This window comes from Uliginosibacterium paludis, from assembly GCF_039631355.1.
Classification (GTDB): Bacteria; Pseudomonadota; Gammaproteobacteria; order Burkholderiales; family Rhodocyclaceae; genus Uliginosibacterium; species Uliginosibacterium paludis.
Window position 1 is genome coordinate 28,295 of record NZ_JBDIVF010000001.1, and the last position, 19,364, is coordinate 47,658.

The 19,364-nt window shown below is 61.8% G+C and carries 18 protein-coding genes; all 18 read right to left on the reverse strand.

The window, feature by feature from the left end:
* Positions 1-37: 37 nt before the first annotated feature.
* The 18 genes from ABDB87_RS00125 to ABDB87_RS00210 all read right to left on the reverse strand — a co-directional run bounded on the left by ABDB87_RS00125 (position 38) and on the right by ABDB87_RS00210 (position 19,359).
* Positions 38-217 carry a hypothetical protein gene (locus tag ABDB87_RS00125; protein ID WP_345922987.1) on the reverse strand — a complete coding sequence of 60 codons (180 nt, stop codon included), beginning with the start codon at positions 215-217 and terminating at the stop codon, positions 38-40.
* Between the two features lie 286 nt (positions 218-503).
* Complete coding sequence (locus ABDB87_RS00130) at positions 504-686, reverse strand: hypothetical protein (RefSeq protein ID WP_345922989.1); 183 nt, start codon at positions 684-686, stop codon at positions 504-506.
* Between the two features lie 284 nt (positions 687-970).
* On the reverse strand, positions 971-2,647 hold the full coding sequence (mshL, locus tag ABDB87_RS00135) for a pilus (MSHA type) biogenesis protein MshL (protein WP_345922991.1): 1,677 nt from the start codon (positions 2,645-2,647) through the stop codon (positions 971-973).
* Complete coding sequence (locus tag ABDB87_RS00140) at positions 2,644-3,012, reverse strand: hypothetical protein (protein WP_345922993.1); 369 nt, start codon at positions 3,010-3,012, stop codon at positions 2,644-2,646. The genes mshL and ABDB87_RS00140 overlap by 4 nt, the downstream gene beginning before the upstream one ends.
* Positions 2,997-3,683, reverse strand: a complete 687-nt coding sequence (locus ABDB87_RS00145; RefSeq protein ID WP_345922994.1) for a hypothetical protein — start codon at positions 3,681-3,683, stop codon at positions 2,997-2,999. The genes ABDB87_RS00140 and ABDB87_RS00145 overlap by 16 nt, the downstream gene beginning before the upstream one ends.
* Complete coding sequence (locus tag ABDB87_RS00150; protein WP_345922996.1) at positions 3,680-5,218, reverse strand: PilN domain-containing protein; 1,539 nt, start codon at positions 5,216-5,218, stop codon at positions 3,680-3,682. Before ABDB87_RS00150 ends, ABDB87_RS00145 begins: the two co-directional genes overlap by 4 nt.
* A 40-nt stretch (positions 5,219-5,258) precedes the next feature.
* Positions 5,259-8,216 carry a DUF6701 domain-containing protein gene (locus ABDB87_RS00155; protein ID WP_345922998.1) on the reverse strand — a complete coding sequence of 986 codons (2,958 nt, stop codon included), beginning with the start codon at positions 8,214-8,216 and terminating at the stop codon, positions 5,259-5,261.
* A 716-nt stretch (positions 8,217-8,932) separates the two neighbouring features.
* Complete coding sequence (locus ABDB87_RS00160) at positions 8,933-9,379, reverse strand: hypothetical protein (RefSeq protein ID WP_345922999.1); 447 nt, start codon at positions 9,377-9,379, stop codon at positions 8,933-8,935.
* A complete protein-coding gene (locus ABDB87_RS00165) occupies positions 9,351-10,157 on the reverse strand; it encodes a prepilin-type N-terminal cleavage/methylation domain-containing protein (protein WP_345923000.1) in 807 nt (268 codons plus the stop codon). The genes ABDB87_RS00160 and ABDB87_RS00165 overlap by 29 nt, the downstream gene beginning before the upstream one ends.
* Positions 10,141-10,713 (reverse strand): prepilin-type N-terminal cleavage/methylation domain-containing protein, encoded by a 573-nt coding sequence (locus ABDB87_RS00170; RefSeq protein WP_345923001.1) that lies wholly within the window; start codon positions 10,711-10,713, stop codon positions 10,141-10,143. Before ABDB87_RS00170 ends, ABDB87_RS00165 begins: the two co-directional genes overlap by 17 nt.
* Positions 10,703-11,161: a pilus assembly FimT family protein gene (locus ABDB87_RS00175; protein ID WP_345923002.1), complete on the reverse strand. Its 459-nt coding sequence runs from the start codon at positions 11,159-11,161 to the stop codon at positions 10,703-10,705. Before ABDB87_RS00175 ends, ABDB87_RS00170 begins: the two co-directional genes overlap by 11 nt.
* Before the next feature lie 60 nt (positions 11,162-11,221).
* Positions 11,222-11,686 (reverse strand): type II secretion system protein, encoded by a 465-nt coding sequence (locus tag ABDB87_RS00180; RefSeq protein WP_345923004.1) that lies wholly within the window; start codon positions 11,684-11,686, stop codon positions 11,222-11,224.
* A gap of 38 nt (positions 11,687-11,724) precedes the next feature.
* Positions 11,725-12,210 (reverse strand): hypothetical protein, encoded by a 486-nt coding sequence (locus ABDB87_RS00185; protein WP_345923005.1) that lies wholly within the window; start codon positions 12,208-12,210, stop codon positions 11,725-11,727.
* Positions 12,210-13,430: a type II secretion system F family protein gene (locus ABDB87_RS00190; RefSeq protein WP_345923007.1), complete on the reverse strand. Its 1,221-nt coding sequence runs from the start codon at positions 13,428-13,430 to the stop codon at positions 12,210-12,212. The genes ABDB87_RS00185 and ABDB87_RS00190 overlap by 1 nt, the downstream gene beginning before the upstream one ends.
* 8 nt (positions 13,431-13,438) lie before the next feature.
* Positions 13,439-15,145, reverse strand: coding sequence for a GspE/PulE family protein (locus ABDB87_RS00195; RefSeq protein WP_345923009.1), 1,707 nt, complete (start codon positions 15,143-15,145; stop codon positions 13,439-13,441).
* Between the two features lie 119 nt (positions 15,146-15,264).
* Positions 15,265-16,485, reverse strand: coding sequence for an MFS transporter (locus ABDB87_RS00200; protein ID WP_345923011.1), 1,221 nt, complete (start codon positions 16,483-16,485; stop codon positions 15,265-15,267).
* Positions 16,486-16,794: 309 nt separating this feature from the next.
* On the reverse strand, positions 16,795-17,217 hold the full coding sequence (locus ABDB87_RS00205; RefSeq protein ID WP_345923012.1) for a hypothetical protein: 423 nt from the start codon (positions 17,215-17,217) through the stop codon (positions 16,795-16,797).
* A gap of 714 nt (positions 17,218-17,931) precedes the next feature.
* Entirely contained in the window at positions 17,932-19,359 is a 1,428-nt protein-coding gene (locus ABDB87_RS00210) for an HlyD family type I secretion periplasmic adaptor subunit (RefSeq protein ID WP_345923014.1), read from the reverse strand.
* Between the last annotated feature and the right edge of the window lie 5 nt (positions 19,360-19,364).

Sequence of the window (19,364 nt, forward strand, 5' to 3'; positions counted from 1 at the left end):
CAACTTCCTCATTCACGCACCGGCCGGTGCGCGAGTTTCAGAACAGGCTGCGTGTCATTGACTGCAGATGACGGGCTTCTGCCTCGTTATTGCCTGCACCGAATTCAGTGCTGTTGAGCACGACTTCGGAAAGATAGCCCGCACGTTCCTGATCTTCAGCGCTCACAAAAGCCTTGCGGGAGGGTTCGAATTCAAACAAACCGAAGCTGGGTACCATTTGAAGCCTCTCTTTCTCTGTTCAATACGCACCTGGGCAGTGCTTGAGTTGAATCATATTCAAATTCCTCCCGCTGATCCAATCGGAGTGTTTGATCAGGAAATAAAGCCAGCTTACAAGCCTCTTCAGGAAAGGCTTTGACGAATACACTGACGATCAGGTTTGTTATTTGATCGATTAAATATTATTTAAACTGGCCGCGAAAAACAGCCTGGCAAAATGCTTTCCAGAAAAGCAGAAAGCCCGCCAAGGCGGGCTTTCTGGCTCTGAAACCGGTGCGGGGATATCAGAAGAGGCTGCGGGTCATCGACTGCAGATGACGGGCTTCTGCCTCATTGTTGTTGCCAGCGCCGAATTCGGTGCTGTTCAGCACGACTTCGGACAAATAACCCGCGCGCTCCTGATCTTCAGCGCTCACAAAAGCCTTGCGCGAGGGTTCGAATTCAAACAAGCCGAAACTGGGTACCATTTGAAGCCTCTCTTTCTCTGTTCAATACGCACGTCAGAAGTGCTTGAGTTGAATCTTATGCAAGCAACCCGAAATCATCCAATCGGAGTGTTTGATTGCGGAATAAAGCGGATTTACAAGCGCCTTGCAGCAAGGGTTTGACGGGCATCAACTGTTTTCCGTTCGAGGACAAGCGGCGGAAAAAACGATCCGGGCGGAGCACATCAGGCTGTCAGACAGCCTGCTCCATAATGCAAAAAGCCCTGCCAGCATGACTGGCAGGGCCTGGTTCAAGTCAGGCAGCTTCAGCGCATGTTCCGCTCGTCCAGCAAACGATCCACCCGCTGGCGACTCTGCTGAACGTCTTCGCTCCAGTCGCTGGCAGCCTGAACAACCGTCGGACGCAACAGGATCACCAGCTCGCGCCGCTCCTGGTCGCGGGATTGCTGCTTGAAGAGGCGCCCCAGTACCGGCACGTCCCCCACTCCGGGGATCTGCGAATCCGAACTGTTGGAGCCTTGCCGGATCAGCCCTCCCAGGGCCACCATCTGGCCATCGAGTGCCTTGACCACGCTGTCCATCTCGCTGACCTGGCTGGATGCCAGCGGCAGCTTGAAGTTGCCCAGCGTGCCCAGATCGATTTCCTGCGTCACGCTGGTGACCTTGCTGACCATCGGATGCACATGCAGCGTGATCTGATCGGCCTCGTCGATCTGGGGCGTCACATCCAGCGAGATGCCGGAAAAGAAGGGCTGCAGCGTGAGCTTGGGTGAAACGTTCTGCGAGCCATTGGAGTTGGTTGTCGAGTTCGTGCTGACTTCGGTCACGAAGAAGTCGTCACTGCCGACCTTCAATACCGCTTTCTGGTTGTTCAGTGTCGCGACACGCGGGCTGGAGAGCACATGTACCTGCCCTTGCTCCTCCAGCAGATTGAGCACGGCGGAGAAGTTCGCGGTGCGCAGCACCATGCCGAACATGGAGCCCGCCGCATCACTCGCATTCCCGATCGTGCGTGCCGCGGCACTGGTGATGGGCGTCGTGGTGATGCTGCCGCCCTGCGACATCGTGCTGCCCGGCCTGAGCTGGCCAACGGTAAGGCGATTGCCGCCGAACGCGGCCCAGTTGATACCGGCCTGGAACTGATCGCTCAGCGTCACCTCGATGATCTTCGCCTCAATGATCACCTGGCGCTCCAGCGCGAGCTGCGAGGCCTTCAGGAAATCCTCGACATTCGCGATCTCGGCCGGCATGGCGCGCACCACGATGACGCCGCTCTGCGGACTCACGACCACGCTGCGGCCATCCCCTGCCCCCACGATCGCCGTCACTGCCATCTGCAGTTCGCTCCAGAAATCGCTCTGCGAGCTCGTGCTGATCTTGCTGGTAACGAGGCTCGTCTGCGAGCCGGAGGTGCTGCCGGAAGAAGTATTCGAGCCGGAACTCGATCCGCTGGTGGAGTCCCCGACCGAACCGGAAAGCACGCGGATGTCCGACGTGCCCCGGCGCACCGCGTTGAGGTAATTGATCTTCATGATCCGCGTCTGCATGCTGCGCGGCTGGATGAAGATCTGCCGCCCCTCGACGCGGTACTCGTAACCGTAAATCCTGCGCAGCGCCGCCAACGCCTCGCCCATGGTCACGTCCTTCAAACTCACCGTGATCTCGCCATCCAGATCGGGCGGCAGCAGCATCGAATAGCGAGTGTCGGACACGATGCTCAGGAATACCTGGCGGGCCGGGGCATGATTCACGATCAGATCGAAGCGCCGCTCGGAAAGCTTCGCAGGCGCCTCCTGCGCATCCATCCGCAACGAAGGAAAGGCGTTGGCCGGGCGATCGGAAGGCGCCGATTGTGCGGCATTTGCTGCGGCTTCGATCTCGGCACGGATGGCATCACGCGGCTTCTCATAGACGCGCGGTGAAGACGCACAGGCGGCGAGCAGCGCCGAAGCAAGAATCAGGGATAGGTTTCTTTTTTTCATGGTTTGTGACCTGCCTGTCTGGTCGGTGCCGGGCGCGCCAACACCTCACGGGATTGAATCTGGACGGAATTGAGTTGCAGACGGAGTTCGCCCTGCGGCCCCACCAGCCGGGCGCTGCGTTCGTCGAGCGACTTGAGCCGGTAACCCTGGATGCTCTGCCCGACGCTCACGGTGCGACCACTGATGACCGCTTCACGATGCCCGGCTGCAATCAGCACGGATTGCAGCACCAGCTCGGACGCGTCTCTTGCCGGCGCCGTGCCATCCGTCGTACTGAAGTTCGCCGGCGGGCGCAGCGGATCACTCTGGGCCTGCGCCAGCATGGATGACATCGTCATCGCTAGAAAAATCAGAAAGCGAGCCATGCGCGCTCCAGACTGATGACATGAAGGACAAGTTCCAGGCGGGCCTGTGGCCAGCGTTCGCTGCTCAGCTTCAACTCGGCCACCTGCATGTTCCAGGGCAGTTTTTCAAGTTGCCCCACATAGCGGTTCAGGGCCGCGTAATCGCCCCGCAGCGCAAGCCGGAGCCTGTGCCGATAAAGCCCCTTGAGTCCGCCCTCGGCCGCCACGGCTGGCGCCGGTCTGCTTGTGCTTTCGCTGTCGACCAGGAGGTTCTGCACTTCGCCAGCCTGCATGGAAACCAGCTCCACACTGCCGCCCTGCGCTTTGATCAGGTCGCGCAGCATGCGGGCGGCCTGCGCCGGTTCGACGAGCTTTCCACCCGCCCCGCCCAGCTCGGCCTGCACGGCCGCAAGCTCCTGCCGCGAGGCCTCGATCTGCGCCCGCACGGCGGCATCCGGATCAGCGCTGGCCGCGCGGATCAGCGCCAGCTCCTCCTCATCCAGCCCCCGAAGCAGTTTTTCATCCTGCTGCATCTGCTGCTGTACAAGCTGGTAGCGGACCAGTGCAGGATTGAGCGACCAGAAATAGAAGATGGCCGACACCACCGCGATCAGCGCGAGGAAGACCATCAGGCGCTCGCGCGGCATCATCGCGTCGAAGCGGTCAGCCAGTTTCAGCCAGAGCTTTTTCATGGCTTCTTCCCCTCGCCTGACTGCAGCTTGAAGACAAGCGCATCACGCGCCGCAGCACCCTCACCGAAACGCTCCCGCCCCAGTTCGAAACTCTCGAACCGTTGTCCGGCAAATGCCGGCTGTGCCTGCAGGCGCTCCAGGTAGAGCGGAATCCGTTCGGCTTGGGTGGCGTAGCCCTCAACCGAGAGCCGGCCGTTGCTGAATTCGATCTGGCGCAACCAGACACCATCGACCACCGCCGCACTTAGCGCGCCAAGGCTGGCACCGGCCGCGGCCGTCTGCGAAGCGGGCGTCAGCACGGTTGACTCGACCCGACGCAGCCGCTGCACTTCACCGCGAACACGTTCCAGCTCTTCAGCCAGCAGCGGATCACTCTTGCGCACCGTGAGCTTCGCGGATTGCGCCTTGACCTGTGCCTCGCGCGCCACGCGCCGCGCCCGGGTGTCATCCGCCACGCTCACATAGCCTGCAAGGCTCGAGTGGATGAACACGGCAATCAGCGCCAGCACGCAGGCCACGACCAGCACCGAAAGGCTCATCGTGCGGAACTGGAAGAAAGGCTTGGGCGGAAGCAATGCCGGATTGACCAGATCCAGCGTCTGCCGACCCACCGCCTGACTGCCCAGCGCGAAACCGAGCAGATGGAAGAGCGCGGCCTGTGCGTCGGGATTGACCGGCAAGGGGCATTCGCGGGTATCCACCAGCTCGGCCAGATTGATGATCCGCACCGGCAGATAGAGGCTCTCGACCAGCAGCCCGAGCAGCTCTTCGGCATGCGCAAACGGCGAAATCCAGAGCGTGGAAATCGCACGCGAGGAAAACTGCCGCTCCAGCACATCGAAGGAGCGCTGCAGCTCCAGCACCAGGCGATCGAACTGGTCACGCCGCACCGATTCCGAGGCATTCAGACTCAGGCAGGAGAGATCGAAATTGCGCACGAAGAACAGCTCGCCCGCATGACTGGCCGTCAGCATGCAGCCGGTCGGCGTGATCGCCAGCACGGCCGTCGCGCGTCCGGACTCTTCCAGTGCATCAGCCACGCTGCGCTGCGCGGTTTCGGCCACCCCGATCTGCTCGACGGCAGAACTCCAGGGCCGGAACATCAGCATGCGCGCGCGGATCAGCACATTGGGCGCAGCCGCCACATAGGCCATCGCTGCGCGCTGAGCGCTCTCGACCGGCAGCAAGGCGTCGAATGTGGTGTCGTCCAGCGGCTGGCTCAGCATGTCCTTCACCGTCCAGCGCAGCGCCGTCTTGAGTTCCTCTGCAGGGACCTGCGGCACCTCGCTCTGCAGGAACTGGTAGCTGCCCGGCTCGAGCAGCAGATGCAGACTGTCGCCACGCAGCCCGAGCCCGGCAGCCAGTGCCTCCAGCCGCTCTGCGGGCGGATGCGCACTCTCGTCAGACTTCAGGCCGAGCAGGCGCGGCTTCTCACCGGCATGAGGCGCCGCCAGGCGCAATGCCAACGCCATGCCGGGCTGAGTGGTCAGCTGCCAGGGCGTGCTGCCGGTCTTCCTCCTACGAGCGAACATCATCTGTCGCGTCTTCCTTTTTCTTGTTCGGGCCGAAGCCTGCTCAGAACACTTCGCGCTGGTAGATCACCGAGCTGTTGCGGCGTGCGCCGAAGCGGATGCGCGCGCGCGGATTGTCGTCATGAGGCGCCACGCCGCTGCAGGCCGAAGCGCTGTCCCAGTTGTACTTCAGGTAATCCGGCACATTGAGCACCAGGTCCACATAGCCGCTGCTGCCGCTGGCCGGCTTGCCCAGCACAAGGCGGGCGTCACCTGAAGCCAGTGCCACGCTCTGGCCGGCGACTTGAGCGTTCATCGTCGCCGCCACGCCGTTCAGGGTGCCATAAAGCCCCACGCCGCCTCCGCAGAAAAGCGCGGTAGTCGTGCCGGTATTCATCGAAATCGTTGCGGGTACCACAAGCTTCGTGCAGCTGTCATCGGTCTGCTTCACGAAACTCGTGCCGTTCCAGATCTGCACATAGGCCGGCACCGGCAATGAGACCAGCGAAGTCCCATAGGCGTTCTCGACACGCATACGCCCGAAGTTGAGCACCGTGCTGCCCAGCAGCTTTGCGTCAGGGCTGCCCGAAAGACTCCAGCGATAATCCGGGTTCAGCACCGTGACGCCATCCGGATCGGTCAGCGAAAGTCCGATCTGCGCATTGCTGAAGGGGCCGTCCACCGCACCGGAGGCGTCCCGCCCGACCGTCAGCGCAACGGAAGCCGTGGCACTCCCGTTCGCAAAGCTGCCGCAGGTGACGCAGGTCGCCGAGAGACGCGAGTTGAGCAGGGTCGTGCCGCTCTGCGCCCCGAAGGCCAGACCGTTGGCGCCCGCACCGCTCACTGGTGAAAGCGCCAGGCGAGCGTAATTGCCCATGTAATTCTGCGTGATGCCCCCTGCCAGATTCACCGCGCTGATGCTAGGCACCATCTTGAGAGCCTCCCCGAGATAGGTATAACTCGGAGCTACGCTGCAGGACTGCTGATAGCGATTGGTAAGCGTGCCACTGACGTTGAAACCCGCCGGCACAAAGCGGCCAAAGCGGTTGCTGCCCGCCGGCACGGTGAGGCCGAAATAGGCGCTGGCAGGCGGTGTGGCGCTCAGCGTGAACATGCCGACTTCACTCAGGGTCGTGCTCACCGTGGCCGTTCCGCCCGACGTGATGTTTGTCGTCTTGACGCTCAGATCACCGTTCTGCCCGCCAGACGGCGCGATCACCGTCGATGACAACACGATGCCACTCTGGATGTAGTTGGGCGTGGTGTTCATCTTGCAGGCATCCGTCTGCCCGCTGGTCGCGGCCTTGCCGGTTACTCTCAGATTGAACGCCGAACCGGCTACCGCCCACTTCGCGCAGGCGGCAGGGTCCGCCATCGCTGCTGGCGTGGCCGAACAGGCTGCCCAGCCGCTGGCGCTGCTATCGACGCAAAGCGCATAAGGTTTCACCGCAAAGGTCGAACTGCCCGTCATCACCAGCCCGCTATCGGCCGTCGCAGTGCTGCCGTCATAACGTGCGTTGAGCGAAATCTGACCGGCATCCGGATAATTCACTTTCAGCTTCGCCTGTGCGTTCGCGTCAAAGGTGAGGTTCAGGGATGTGCCACTACTGCTCGTTGCCACGTTCGTCCCATTGACCGCGAGTGCCATCGTGCCGCTGGCCGGGCTCACATAGGACGACCAGAACTTCACCGCGCGCGTGCCGGTAAAGGCGGGCACGCATGCCTTCGTGACATCGTCGGTCTTCGCCGCGGTAATCGTGATGTCGGCGGAATCGACCCCCGAAGTCTGCGCAGGCACCGTATAGAGCAAGCCTGCGTCCGAAAAACTCAGGCTGCAGTTGCTGGAATAGGCACTGCCAGCGATCGAACACAGGGTGCTGCTGAAAGGCTTCACCGTCGGAGTCGAACCACTGACGCCCAGCGTGTAACTGCCAGCGGTGGTTTTCGAGAGCGAAAGCTTATCGCCGCTATTGAAGCTGCGCGTGTCGCCGCCCACCCAGCCGGTCGGCGTCAGTGTTGCGGTAATGCTGCCGGAATAGGTCTTGCTGCAGGTGGCGTCCATGCAGGCCGTCACCTGCACGTTTGCTGGCGTGCATGTCAGCGGCGTGTCCGTTACAGCCAGACGGAAATGGTCGATCTGATCGGCCATCGGATTCATGCTCTGGGCGCAGACGTTCAGATCATCGATCTCGTGGATGTTGGTGTAATCCCCGGTCGAGCCGGTCAGCGAAAGGATGAAGTTGTCGGGAATGCTCGCCTGGCCGCTGTAGGTCAGCAGATCCGTGCTCGGAATGATCGTGGCGTAACTGTTTCCCGTGCCGCTCGTATCGCGCTCGACCGTCAACATTGCCTTGCCACTGCTGCGCGAATCCACGGTCACGCGGTACAGATGGCCGGTGCTGTTGCTCACGGCCGCTGTGGAACTGTCTGTCGTGGCCAGCGAGCCTGTACCGCGAATCCAGTAGTAATTCGGTGAAGACCCCCGCACCGACACGGATTGCATCACGCGGGAGGTGGCACAAGTCAGGCCCGGCGAGCACGGGCCGCTGTCATTCCGGTTGGAAAAATTGCCGAACTCATCCAGCCCGAGCCCGAGCCACCCACCGGCAAAACCGGCCAGACTGCTGCTCGCCTTGGGCGAATAACCGAGCGAGCCGCCAAAGCCCCCGGGCTGCGGCGTATAGGACGCATCGGAAAGAATCACCGCGATGCCATCTGCCGGATTGGTCGTACTGCCATTCGACTTGTAGGCGTAATACTTGAAAGTGAATTGCAGATAGTTGCCGGCACCGGGAAACAGGCGCTGGAAACTCACCGCAGTCGACTGCTGCGTGTTCTGCTCGGTCAGCCGCAGACGATTACTGACGATCGAGGGCGTGAAGCTGCCCGACACCTTGGTCGCCACCCAGTCCGTCCCGATTCCGGAGCTTCGATTGAAATTGTCGGAAACACAGGTCAGCGTGGGCGCTGGGGCCGCCTTGATGATGAAGGTCGCACCGATCTGCGCTGCAGTACGGCTCATACTGGCCCCCAATCCTCCGCCCGCAGAATCATAGGCAAGCGTCTGATAGACCGCAGACATGGCAACACCGTTTGTATCCGAACCGGTGCTGCTTCCATACGTACCTGTCGTAACACTTGTCACCTGCGGGGAGAAGGTTACACGCGAATCTGCGGCGGCATAAAAAGCCATGTGCAGGCTTCCACTTGGATAATTCGGTGGCTGCACCCCGTTGATGTTCGGCGTGGTGATTTGAGACCCGCCGCCCCCTTGAAAAGCCCCCCCGCAGGAACTCGTATTCGCGCTGCCGCAGTCCGCCACAACAGCGCCCCGGAGCGCATAAATGACACCAGTTCCCGCAATGGTGAGGTTGTCGAAAATCGACGAAGCAACTGTCCGCGTCCACGTGTAGCTGGGGCTCGCGGCACTCGACAAATTAAGGTAGTAAAGGTATTGCGTCATACCGCTTGATGACGTCGAAGCTTTGGATATCAACGTCCAACCAGACGGTGCGGAAAAAGTGCCGGCATCCGACGCCAGAACAATCTGCGCCACGAGCACGTCCCCCCCCACAGTGCCGGAGGGAGGGCTGACCTCGAGCGAATGCGCATGCCACCAAACCGCATAGGAAGCTCTTGTAACGCTCGCAACTGCGCCACTTGTGACACCGATATCTGCCCGAACCACAACGGGAAACAGGGCGGAAAGTGCGGCCAGACAGAATGCAAGAAAGAGCTTCATTGCTCAGACGCCACGATCAGTTGCCGCTCCACATAGTCACTGCCCTGCAGTTCGGCTGCGCTGCTCGAAGGGCAGCTGGCGCCGCTGGTCGAGCAGGCGGTCGAGGTGATCTGCCAGACCACTCGTGCCTGGCCGGCATCATTGAATTGGTATTGAGTACAGGCCCAGGTGACCTTGAGCCCGTTGAGTCCCGGCATTGAGGTCAGCGTCCCGCCCGGGCAGATCCCGTTGATGCGAACAGCATAGAGACCCGCTTCGATGCCGGCGCGCGCCGCCTGCAGTGCGCGCGCGCCCTGGATGTCCTGCCCGGCGGCAGTGTTGGCAGCCGCCGTCACCTGGGCGATGAAGGCGCCGAGGGCTGCCATGATCACGATCAGGAAGATCGCCGTCGGCAGCACGAAGCCGCGCGCGGCCTCAGGGCGTATTGTCGATCTGGATCGCATGGCTGAAAGTCACTTTTTCGTCATTCGCCGCAAGCTGAAGGGTCAGGATCAGGAGCCCGTTCTGGTCGATGGCGGACTGCTGGTAATCCACATTGCAGGCGCTCACGCCGCTTGCCAGAACGGCGCTCGTCGCCCCCGATGGCAGTGCGATCGGCTGCGCGCTCTGGCGGGTGTAATTCCACGCCCGGACCAGCGAGCCGCCACTCGTACAGATGTAGCTCACCGGCTTGCCGATGAGCTGGAAACGCTTGCCTGGCGAACCGTAGCTGAAGGTCTTCGCTGCTGAAAACAGCAGGCGGTCGGTGCCGATGGAAGCCAGCGCGGCCACATTGCCACCAGCATAGGCATCCAGCCCGGAGCCGCCCAGGTTGTAGATCACCACTTCGGTTCCGGCCGGAACCGCGCTCAGCGCCGGTGCGGGGCCGGCAAAGGAGAGCGCGCTATTGCCGGCGACCGTATCCAGCGGCAAGGCGCCACAGTCGCTGGCCTCGCAGTAACGCCCACCCGCCAGCACCGGCAGATATTCGATGCACCAGCTGCTGCCGCTTTTCGTGACCCGCACGCTGTTGGGCAAGGCAGCGCGGATGTCACGCGCCATGCGTCGCAGCGCGGAGTCGGCTGCATCGGCCAGCGCCACCCGGCGGGTCGCATCCATCAGCCCTTCCATCGGCCGGCGGATGAACAGCGCGACCACCGCGACCAGGATGCCGGTGATCGTCATGACCACCACCATCTCGATCAGCGTGAAGCCCTGTGCGCGATCAGAGGCGCGGCGCATTGCGGCTCCGGTACCCAGTCAGCGTGATGACATTGCCATCCGGCGCAGTCACGCTCACATCGATGCGCAGCGCGGCGGTGTTATCCGCCAGCCCGAGCGCACTGCCGGCCTGGCTGACGGCAACAGCAGCCTTGTAGCCCGCCAGACCGCTGATGAGCGATCCATCCACCGGATTCAGAATGCCGCTGTTCATCGCGAAACCGTTGTAGTCCCCCACATTGTCATAAGGCGTCAGCTGGCTGTAGCGGCTCTCGCCCGCCGTCGCAGCAAGGCCTTGTGGTGTGCTGCAGTCCGCCGCGCTGTTGGCGGTCATGACCTTGTCGTCATCCGGATCGCACCAGGTGAAGGGCTTGCTGCGGATTTCTTCGAGCAGCGATTCGGCGATCGCCACCTGCTGCTTGAGCAGCATCGGATTCACGCTGTGGCGGGTGGAAAGATTCATCACCCCAAGAATGCCGGCGATGCCGATGCTCACCACCACGATGAAGACCACCAGCTCGATCAGCGTCAGCCCGCGCTGCCGTGTGCCCCGAAGCGGACGGCGCTCAATGCACATAGCCCGTCTCCGCCTCGACCACGACGCTCTGACTCACGCCACCACCGCTGATGGCAATGCTCTGTTGCGCACTGGGCCTGCCCAGCGCATCGAAACTGAAGGCCGCATTGGCCACGCTCACACCGCTTCGTGCGGTGAGCGTGTAGGCCTGGCCGCTGGAAGGGTCCAGCAGCGCCGGTGTGCAGCTGCCGCCGAAACTCGTCGAGACCTTCAGCGACAGGCTGCCGCCGGAAAGCGACACACAGACCGTGCGCCGCTTCGCAATCGCGGACTTCTGCGCAAAACGCAGCGCTTCACGGACCGATTCCGAATAGCCGAAGACATCGAAACCGGTCCGGTCCATGAAGCGTGGCACGGCCACCGCCGCCAGGATGCCGACCACCACCATCGTGGCGACGAGTTCTGGCAGGGTGAAACCAGCCTGTCGCTGGGCAGCCCTTGCACTCAAGGCCTCAAATGATGCGTCAGGCTGCATGCCTCGCTCTGAAGCCTCACTGAACAGTACGGCTTACTGACAGTTGGCTTCGGTCAGATTGGTCGTCGTGACAACCGGTGGAACTCCGGTACCAGCGGAATCAGCGATCGTGAAGTAACAGGTTGACTTGTCCTTGTCAGTAATCGTTCCTGCCGTTGTCGTAACAAAATTTGAATCGAGGCCCGCAATATTCTTTGTGCTTTGGAACGCCGTTGTCTTCGGATAGCCGTTCACCATGTCGGTAAATACGTCCAGAGAACCGCCCTCGTAAGAAATAGTGGTCCCAGCCGCGGTCGCGGTCGGAGAACCCGCAGCCAGCCACTTTGCATGGATCAGGGTGATCGAAGATTGCACTGCCGCAACCGCACCATTCATTTTTGCAAGGCGCGCTTGGCCGGTCATGTTCACAAACTTCGGCAGCGCGACGGCAGCCATGATGCCGAGGATCACCATCACCACGACGAGTTCAATCAGGGTAAAACCGTTCTGCTTTTTCATGAGCATCGCTCTCCTAGTAGGTACAAATCATCGGACCATCAAAACCAGCGGTAGGGCGTCAGCAGGCGGAGTTCCGGTTCTGCCTGCCCTGCCTTCATTTCGATCCGCCACGCCAGTCGCTTATCGTCCTCCCCTGTTTCGAGCTTGAGGTGACGGAGACGAACGGGGCGGTAAATCAGTTCCCGGCTGGCCGTGTCAAACAGCCAGCGCCCGGATTTTGTCAATTTTAACAAATCAAGCAAATAATTGGACGGCAGATGTGGTGGATCTGCATCAACCCAACGCAGCGGATCGCTGCCGGCGAGCGTGCTCATGGGTTCACTCGCGAGCATGCGGCGCGCCTTCTCCAGCCGCAGCCCGCTGCGAAGGTGGGTCACGGTCAGCTCCATGGCGGCCCGCTCCGCTTGCTCCAGCACGGAACTGATCCGCTCGATCAGCACGCCCAGCACCAGCCCCGCCACCACGATCACGACGCAGACTTCAAACAACGGCAGGCCGAGGCGGCCAGAGCGCCCGCTCGCCATCAATGCTTGCCCAGCATGGCCGAACTCAGATCCCAGATCGGCAGGAAGATGCCCAGCGCCAGCACCAGCACCATGGCGCCGAGGCACACGATCAGGATCGGCTCGATGCGGGCAGAGAGCGTTTCGATCTCGTAATCGACCTCGCGCTCATACATGCCGGCGACTTCCATCAGCAGATCATCGATGGAACCGGATTCTTCGCCCACCGCGATCATCTGCAGCACGACCGGCGTGAAAATGCGGGAGGCCGCCGCGACGCGAAGGATGCTCTCGCCGCGCTCCACGCCCGTCCGCATGGCATCGATCCGGGCTGAAATGAAAGTGTTGTCGACCACCTGCGAGACGACCGCAAAGGCCTGCAGCACCGGCAGACCGCTGGAGAGCGTGAGCGAGAAGCTGCGGGCAAAGCGGGCAAGCGTGGCCTTGCGGATCGTGCTGCCGACAATGGGCAAACCCAGCTTGTAGCGGTCCCACCACATGCGGCCGCCCGCGCTGGCGAGCAGACTGCGGATACCCAGCACCAGGGCCACCGCAATGAGCAGCACCATCCACCAGTAATTGACGAAGAAGTCTGACACGGTGATGAGCACCCGCGTCATCAGCGGCAACTGGGCATTGAAGGACTTGAAGACGCGGGCGAAAGCCGGGATCACCAGCCAGTTGATGACGCACATCGCCGCGGTGAGCGCGATCACGACAAAGGTCGGATAACGCATGGCGGACTTGATGCGGGTGCGCATCTCCTTCTCGAAACGCATGTGACCGAAGAGCGTCATGAAGATGCGATCAAGCTGGCCGGTCGCCTCCCCGACCCTCACCATCTGGATGTAGAAGTTGCCGAAAGCGCCGGTCTCCGCGAGTGCCGCGGAAAACTCCCGGCCCGCGTCCAGACTGTCCCGCAGGCGACCGATGACATCCGAAAATGCCGGATTGGTCGCGGATTCACGCAGCCCGGCGAGCGCCTGCAGGATGGGCACGCCAGCCTTGAGCAAGGTGTGCATCTGTCGGCTGAAAAACATGATGTCTTCATCGCTGACCGGCCGGCCACGACGCGACAGCACGCGCAGCACATTGCCGCCCGAGTGGTCCGGCGAGAGATCGACAGGGGTGATGCCGCGCGAGAGCAGGATGTCGGCCGCAGCGGAATCGTCTGCCGCGTCGATGATGCCCTGCACCAGACCGCCCTGGGAATCCCGTCCGCGATAGGCATATTTCTTCATCGCCGGCCTCAGTCGTCGTCGATCTGGGTCGAGGTGCGCATAGCTTCATGCACCGTCGTTTCACCCGCCAGCACGCGTGCCACGGCGTGGGAGCGCATGGTGCGGCCAGCGATCTGGCGCCGTGCCAGCCGCATGAAGTCGGCCACCTGGTTGCGGTTGAGCGCATCAACCAATGCCGGCGTCATCTCAAGCATCTCGTAGATGGCCTCACGTCCGGCAAAGCCCGAGCCGTTGCAATGCGAGCAACCCTTGCCGCGCCAGAGCGTGGGCAGCGCGGCCTCGTCGCCGATTTCCTGACGCAGCCAGGCGATCTCGCTGGCGTCCGGCAGATATTCTTCGCGGCAGGCGCCGCAGATCACGCGCAGCAGGCGCTGAGCGATCACGCCGAGCAAGGTGCTGGCCAGCATGTATTGCGGCACGCCCATGTCGAGCAGGCGCAGCGGCGTACTCGCGGCATCGTTGGTGTGCAGGGTGGAGAGCATCAGGTGCCCGGTCATGGCCGCGCGCACACCGATCTGCGCGGTTTCGGAGTCGATCATTTCACCGACCAGCACGATGTCCGGGTCGTGCCGCAGGGTGGAGCGCAGCACGCGCGCAAAGGAAAGGTCGATCTTGTCATTGACCTGGATCTGGGAGATGCCGGGCAGGCGATATTCGACCGGATCCTCGATGGTGATGATCTTGGTATGCGGCGAGTTGCGGGCGGCCAGCGTGGCGTAGAGCGTGGTGGTTTTGCCGCTGCCGGTCGGCCCGGTCACGAGGATCATGCCGAACGAATGATGGATCATCTGGCGGTAGGCCGCGAGCATGCTCTCCGGCATGCCGATGCGCGCCAGGTCAAGCAGGCCACCATCCTGCGCCAGCAGACGCAGCACCACCGATTCGCCATATTGCGTCGGCATGGTGGAGAGGCGCACGTCGAGCGACTGCTGCTTGATTCGCACATTGAAGCGGCCGTCCTGCGGCAGGCGCTTCTCGGAGATGTCCAGCCCGCTCATGAGTTTCAGGCGCAGCACCAGCGCCGGGCCGACACGGTTGTCGACTTCGGTCTGCAGATGCAGCTCGCCATCAATGCGGAAACGGATGCGCAGGCGCAATTCCTGCGGCTCGATGTGGATGTCGGACGCCTTGACCTGGGTCGCGTCCTCGAAGAGCGACTGCAGCAGCTTGACCACCGGCGCATCCTCGGCACCCGCATCCAGCGCAGCCATGCCGAAGTCGATCTGTGCACTGCCGAGGTCGCGCTGCAACTCGCTGGCCAGCCCGGCGATCTCCTGGGTACGGCGGTACAGGCGATCGATGGCGGCCAGCAACTGGCCTTCGGCCACCACCGCGAGCGAAACATCGCGCTTCAGGGTGCGCGTGATCTCGTCGTAGGCGAACACATCTGAAGGATCCGCCATGCCGACCAGAAGCCCGCCAGCCTCATCAGCAAGCACCATGGCGCGAAAGCGGCGAGCCAGTGTTTCAGGCAGCAGATTGACCACGGCCGGATTGGCCTCGTGGTCACGCAGCTCCACATACGGCATGCCGAGCTGGCGTGCAATCGCGTGTGCGATCAGCTCCTCGGTCACGATCTGGCTGTCAACCAGCACCCTGCCCAGCTTGCGACCGCTCTGCTTCTGCTGATCCAGCGCGGCCTCAAGCTGCCCTGAAGAGATCAGGCCCTGTTCGATGAGCAGCTGGCCAAGGCGGAATTTCTGGGGTTTAGACATTGCTCCTCGCGGAAAAGAGTGTCGCCTGTTGCGGCGCCTCCCGATTTTATCGGCATGCCGTGCATGGAATGCAGGAAAAACCACAGGAATTGTGCGGCATGTCGCCCGGGAACGACATTTCAGGGCGTCAGCGACGATTCCTCGTTGCGCAGATAGAACGTCAGCAGCACCACGACAAGGATCAGTGCCGTGCCTGAATACACCACACCGCCCCACCCACCCTCCGCCCAGAACCAGCCGCCAAGCGAGCCGAGCACGCTGGAGCCAAGGTAATAGCCCAGCAGATAGAGTGATGAAGCATGCCCCTTGTGCGACTCGGCCAGACGCCCGACCCATGCGCTTGCCACCGAATGCGTGGCGAAAAATCCGGCAGTCAGCAGCGTGATGCCGCAGATGATGCGTGGCAGTGTCGATGACAGGGTCAGCAACATGCCTGCCAGCATGACGACACTGCCGCCGAGCGCCACGGCAGCGCGCCCCCAGCGATCCGCCAGCGCCCCCGCCAAGGGAGACGCTGCCATGCCCGAAAGATAGGCCATGAAAATCAACCCGATCTGGGCGTGGTTCAGGTGCCAGGGCTCTCCGACGAGACGGAAGCCGATGTAGTTGTAGAGCGTCACGAAAACGCCCATTGCCAGAAAACCGATCATGAACAGTGCCGGCAACTGGGGATGCAACAGATGACGACGCCAGGCCTTCAGATGAAAATCCAGACCCAGCCCGGTACGCCGAACAAAATGCCGGGAAGGTGGCAAGAGCAGCACGAAGCCCGTCGCCAGCAGAAAACCCGTCAGCGCAACACCTGCCATCGCTTCACGCCAGCCAGCATGTGCGGCCAGAAACCCGATGGCCACCCGACCGGTCATGCCGCCAAAGGCCGTACCCGCCACATAGAGCCCCATCGCCAGACCCAGGCGCCGGGAGGGCGTTTCTTCTGCCAGATAGGCCATGGCCACGGCAGGGACTCCGCCCAGAGCCAACCCCTCCAGCGCACGCGCTGCCAGCAGCCAGCCCCAGCCGGGCGACACCGCCGCGAGGAGGTTGAGCAGCGCCGCCAGACAGATCGAGCAGAACATCAGGCGGCGCCGGCCAATGCTCTCAGACAGCGCGCCGACACACAGGATGGCAAACGCCAGACAGGCAGTACTCAGTGAGAGCGCCAGCGAACTGCCTGCCGGACTGAGACGGAACTCCGCCGCGAACTCCGGAAGCAAGGGCTGAGTGCAATAGAGCAGCGAAAAGGTCGCAAAACCGGCCATGAACAGCGCGACGCTGATACGCACAAAGCGCCCGAAATCAGCGGCATCGGCAGACGGAAAGGGACGAGGTGAAAGAGACATCGGTACAGGCAAGCCTCGGAAGTCGCGCCGGAGCAGCTCGCCCGACCGCTTCATGATGGCGGCGCGCACCCAACCCCGCCATCGGGGTCAATCGCAATCCGCAGTGCCAGACGAAAGCCGGGCCGGCAGCGCGCAAGAAACCCGCTTCCGCTATCCCGGCCTGCATCCCGGCTCCGCCTGCTTCCGCAACGGCAGCTCCCGGGCTGTTCTGCTCGCCCCCAACTCCCGCTCGCCGCAGTGCTCTTACCAGACAGGGCACGGCCACCTCAGCAGACCTGGAAAGCAGCAGACTCCGCCTGCATATCCGGCTTACAAGGGCTTGTTCAGCATATTCTGGTACTGGAGGTTGATCTGCTGAAAATCCCTGATCATGTTCAGGCAGGCCTCCTCCGCAGCATCACACTTCACGTCCATATCGATCACGGCCTGCCCTTCCCTGACACGGATGGTCCGCTTGATCGCCGAAGGATGTGAAGCCTGTGCGGGCGTGCTGAAGTACCAGAGCGCGTGATCCGGCTGCCCAAGCCTGCTCACCTCGAAGACCAGCCAATCCCTATCTGCCCGGGCTCGCGCCCGCGGATCCGCCCGAACGGCAGCAAGCGCTTCATCAACGGACTGGTAGCCGATCGTGGACTCGTCCGCCTTTTCGATGGGCGGAAGCGGGGCCGCAGCAGGCTGCGCGATGGCGGAAAAGGTTGTCAGAAGACCGAACAACGCAGCAATCGTTTTCAAGAGGATTTCCGATCAGCTTGCAGGAAAATCGTCGCGACGCGGAATGCGAAGGACACAGGCAATTATTGCCATCGGCACCGGCTCTCGCCAAGAGCTCCTTGAGCTGCAAGGCACGACATGACTTCAAGGGGCACGGAAAAACCCTGCCGCGACGACCGTTGAATAATGCCGGCCTGAGGGGCAACAGCGAAACCGGCCGCGAGAGAAGTGAAAACACGTGTTCGCGGACCTGCCTCACTCGTCGAACCGCCATGCGGCTTGCGCAACGAAAACGGGGAATCATGTCGCAGCGTGACACACGCACGGCAATGACTTGAAGAGGGGATCTTTTCGGGATGAGGACTGCGCTGATATCAGTCTCTGAGGATGCTGGCGGAGTGGACGGGACTCCACCCACAAAAAAAATTATCTCTAAAAATCAACGTGTTACAAAATCCATGAAATCGACTTGTGTAACACCATTGCGTGCTGGGCGCCATTGTAGCACAACTGCTCGCGGAGACTAGCTTTTGCGAAGCTATGGTGCCCAGGCTGGTCTCATTGGAAGCTACAAAGATTCATACACTTGAACGCCTCTACAAGCCCACACCTGCACTTCTCCAATACGAAAAGCCAACGCAAGCGCTCGCGCATTCGAGCGGCTCACGCCTGGTCGCCTGATTACCACAACAAAATCCTCCCAGGCACGATGAAACCAGCCCGAAAGCTGATTCCTCAACGCTCCTTCAGGCTTTCATGCCCGTACTGCATGAGTGGCGAGAGGAAGTATTCGATCACGCGGCGCTTTCCTGTCTTGATCTCCACGCCTACCGCCATGCCCGGACTCATACGCACCTCGTGACCATCCACGTCCAATGTTGAGCGGTCGAGCTTGATGCGGGTCGCATAGATCAATCCACGCTTCTCATCGTTGATGGCGTCGTTTGAAACCGAGATAACTTTGGCGGGAATGGTGCCGTACTTGGTGTACTGGAAGGTTTCGATCTTGACCTCGGCTTCCTGGCCGGCCCGTACGAAGCCGACGTCCTTGTTCTCGAGCATGGCTTCGATTTCGATGGATTCATCAGCAGGCACGATCAGCATCAGCGGGTCGGCTTCCTTCACCACACCGCCAACGGTGTGCACTGCGAGCTGCTGCACAGTGCCATCGACCGGAGCGGTGAGCACGTTTTGCTGGTTGCGCGAATCTGCTTTCAGGAGCTCCTGCTCCAGGCTGGAGGCTTTCTGCATGCCTTCGTTGATGCTGTCGAGCTGGATGCGGCGCGTTTCCGAGCTCAGAGCGCTGCGTGCGAGGCGGGCGGTCTGCAATGCAGCTGCAAGCTCGGTGAGGCGGCTGCGCTGAGTGGCGAGATCCGCCTCAAGCTCTATGCGGGCCTGCTCTTTTTCCAAATATCCATGACGCGAAATGAAATTCTTGTCCGCCAGGTTTCTGTAGTCTTCTGCCCTTTGCCTGACGATTGGCATCGTCTGTTCCAGCTTGCGAACCAGCTCCTGAGTGGAGTGTTGCTCCGCTTCTCTCTGGGCAACGTCCGACTCAAGACGGGTTCGCTTGTCGGTGTATTCGCGGTATTGGCCTTCCAGCAGGCGCAGGCTTTCCTGCCAATGCTCTTCGGGGGTGTGGTCCGGTCGGGTTGGCTGGGGAAGCTTGCCCGTGTCGAGTGCGGTGAGCAGGCTCTGGGCGCGCAGGACTTGCAGGCGGGCCGAGGCGAGCTCGCGAGTGAGGCGGTCACGCTCGGCGCTGGTAATGGTCGCATCGAGCTCGATCAGCACTTCGCCAGCTTTGACGTGTTGTCCATCCTGCACGCGAATGGCCTTGATGGTCGAGCGCTCGAAGGGCTGAATGGTCTTAGTGCGGCTATTGGGCACGATCTTGCCGGCGGCGGTGGCAACGATGTCGATCTTGCCAAAGACTGTCCAGAGCAAGGCACAGAGCGCGAAGGCAATCAGCGTCCACATGGCGACCCGAGGCGCGGGCGAGATCGGGGTTTCCTGCAAAGAAAGAGCCGCAGGCAGAAATTCGGCCTCCTGCCGGGTAAAGCCAGGGCCAGCCATGGCGTGGCGTTGGCCCCAGGCATGTTTGAAGATTGCGCCGTAGCGCTTCAGGAGATCGGCCGTGGCCTGGAGTCGGAGTGTCAAGCTCATAGGGC